Annotated in this window: 2 protein-coding genes; one reads left to right on the top strand and one right to left on the bottom strand. The window is 48.3% G+C overall.

Annotated elements, in window-relative coordinates; translation table 11 throughout:
• The coding region (gene tkt, locus KDK18_RS06115) for a transketolase (protein ID WP_257253962.1) at positions 1-1823 on the top strand (1823 nt) is incomplete at its 5' end.
• Between the two features lie 91 nt (positions 1824-1914).
• Here the strand turns inward: tkt and KDK18_RS06110 are convergent.
• A partial coding sequence (locus KDK18_RS06110) for an SET domain-containing protein (protein WP_257253961.1) occupies positions 1915-3293 on the bottom strand: 1379 nt, incomplete at its 5' end.

Genomic DNA, 3293 nt, shown 5'->3' with positions numbered 1-3293 from the left:
GTTTTGTTCTGTCCAACGGTCACGGCTCCATGCTGCTTTACTCTTTGCTGCATTTGAGCGGTTACGATGTGTCTGTTGAAGACCTCAAGAACTTCCGTCAGTTGCACTCCAAAACCGCAGGCCACCCTGAGTACGGTTACGCTCCGGGCATCGAGACTACTACCGGTCCTCTGGGTCAGGGTATTGCCAATGCCGTGGGTATGGCAGTTGCCGAAAAGACTTTGGCGGCTCAGTTCAACCGGGAAGGTCACAACATTGTTGACCACCACACCTATGTCTTCATGGGTGATGGCTGCATGATGGAAGGTATTTCCCATGAGGTGTGCTCTCTGGCAGGCACTCTGGAGCTGGGTAAACTGATCGTTTTCTACGACGACAATGGTATCTCCATTGATGGCGAAGTAGAAGGCTGGTTCACCGACGACACCGTGCAGCGTTTCGAAGCCTACAACTGGCACGTTGTTCCAAATGTTGACGGTCATGACCCTGAAGCAATACGTGTTGCTATCGAAGCAGGCCGTGCGGAAAAAACCAAACCTACTCTGATCTGCTGCAAGACTGTCATCGGTTTTGGTTCTCCCAACAAGGAAGGCAAGGAAGAGTGTCATGGTGCCCCCCTGGGTGACGAAGAGATCAAATTAACCCGTGAGCGTCTGGGTTGGGAACATCCTGCTTTTGAAATCCCGTCCGACATCTACAGCCATTGGGATGCCAAAGAAACCGGTACCGCTAAAGAAACCGTATGGAACGAAAAGTTTGCTGCTTACCAGTCTGCTCACCCTGAACTGGCGGCTGAATTTGTTCGTCGTCAGAAAGGCGAACTCCCTGCTGACTTCTCTGCCAAGGCAGATGACTTCATTAAGTCCTGTCAGGCAGAAGGCGAGAAAGTCGCCAGTCGTAAGGCTTCCCAGAACACCCTGAATGCTTTTGGTCCGCTGTTGCCAGAACTGCTGGGTGGTTCTGCTGATCTGGCGGGCTCCAACCTGACTCTGTGGAGTGGTTCCAAAGGCGTTAAGCCTGCTGACGCCACTGGTAACTACGTGTTCTACGGCGTCCGTGAATTCGGCATGACCGCCATGATGAACGGTATCGCCTTGCACGGTGGTTTCGTACCTTACGGTGCAACCTTCCTGGTCTTCATGGAATACGCCTGTAACGCTGTGCGCATGGCGGCTCTGATGAAGCAGCGCAGTATTCTGGTTTATACTCACGACTCTATTGGTCTGGGTGAAGACGGTCCCACACACCAGCCAGTAGAACAGATTGCCAGCCTGCGCCTGACGCCTAACGTGAATGCATGGCGTCCTTGTGACACCGTTGAATCGGCGGTGGCCTGGAAACATGCGATCGAGCGTGAAGATGGCCCCACTGCACTGATCTTCTCCCGTCAGGGTCTGCCCTGTATGCACCGGGAAGCTGATCAGGTAGTGGACATTGCCCGTGGTGGTTATGTACTGAAGGATTGCGAAGGTACTCCTGAACTGATCCTGATTGCTACCGGTTCTGAAGTGGAACTGGCCATGAACGCTGAAGCTGCCCTGACCGCTCAGGGCCGTAAGGTCCGCGTTGTATCCATGCCATCCACTGAGGTTTTCGATGCTCAGGATGCGCAATACAAACAGATGGTTTTGCCTCTTGAAGTCCCTGCCCGTATCGCGATTGAAGCCGCTGCGGCTGACTTCTGGTACAAGTACGTTGGCCTGGACGGACGGGTCATCGGCATGACCACTTTCGGTGAGTCTGCACCGGCCGGTGATCTCTTTCCATACTTTGGGTTTACTGTAGAAAATATTGTTGCTGCCGCTGAAGAGATTCTGGACTGATAGCAACAACAGGGAACCTGACGCCCTGAATGGCTTTTAAAAGCCTGCGAAAAAACGGCAGATGATTGATATCAACTGCCGTTTTTTAATTCTATCTATAAGAAGAGATATGTCGTTTTAATTCTGGAACCTTAAACCAGGTTTGACTGCCATTAAAAATGGATCGAGATAAATAGGTTTTCAATTGTTCAATATTTTCAATGGTTAATTTTTCCATAAAAGCTTGTTTTTTTGGTCCGGTTTTTCCCGGAAATAAATGTGAAGCCAGATCCTTTAAAACTGAGGGATTATCAGAGAAAATGATATTGAGAAGTCTCTTCTGAGAGTAATCTAATTCTTTATTTATGTCATCAAGCGTTGCGGGTGCACAATTTGCACGACGAACTTCGCGGAGCGTTTCCAAGATCTCACCAATTTCATCATCAAGCTCTGATGGCAGTATAATCTCTTTTTGCATTGTTCTGGCTGATCTTTTTTCTTCGGTGTGTAAACCTTTTTGATTCAGGTTTTTAACTCTGTTGATTATTTTGTTTTTTTGTTTTTCGGTTGCTATTTCTACGTCTGACTTGCTGAAGTCTATTTCAGAGTCTTGCTTGTTTTTATCGTAATCGAATAGCAGCTCTTCCCCCGGTTTTATATCGCTTATAGCGACAACCACTAGCTGAAGACTGTCCTGATTCCCCCATTCTACCGTATCACTGCCTGAACAGCGGATCATGACATTGGGTTCCTTGGAGTGATTCAGGAATCGGATATCCTTCTTACCGTCACGGCCAATTTCAATGGCCGGTCTGCCAGATTTTGCAATAAAAGCACCCGACCAGGCGACATAGGAGTCGTTTTCCGGGAAATCGATCTTATTGCCCATATTCTTCATCGTAAAGACATGGTATTTGCCGGTATGACAATTACGGATTCTGTACACCAGTGGTCCATCGTAGTGACATACTTCCTCATCTTTTTTAAAGCTCCGGGTAGCAATGACACCGGTACCGTGTACCACGCCTTCAGTCGAAGTTTTGATACCGGGAGTGGATGATTCAGTCCCTGGCGATGTTGGTGTCGATGCTCTTTCTGAAGCCGGAGATTCAGGGGAATACATTGCTCCTTGTTCATCAGCAGCAGGATTTCCAGCATTCTGAGTAAAACGGTGAAGTTCAGAGGATATCAAGTCTCTGAAAGATGACAGACTTTTTATAATTGTTGAATAATTTTCACCGGGAACTACCCTGATCCTTCTGGCTTTTAAAAGATCCATTGAATGTTTAAATATCGTCTCCGTCGCATCAAAACAACCATGCTTGCAACTGGATGGCAGAGATTTCTCGGCTACCTCGCTTTCTTCAACTTGCCGTAAGCATGATTTTTTTGCCGGGGGTGCAGCCGTGTCTACTTCGTCAAATCGACGTAACCTTGGCATTTGGCCAAGCCCAGATCCAGTGGGTTGCATTGTCATATCCTCCATGGTTC

Source organism: Endozoicomonas sp. SESOKO3, assembly GCF_024606255.1.
This window is presented reverse-complemented; position numbering and strand designations above follow the sequence as displayed.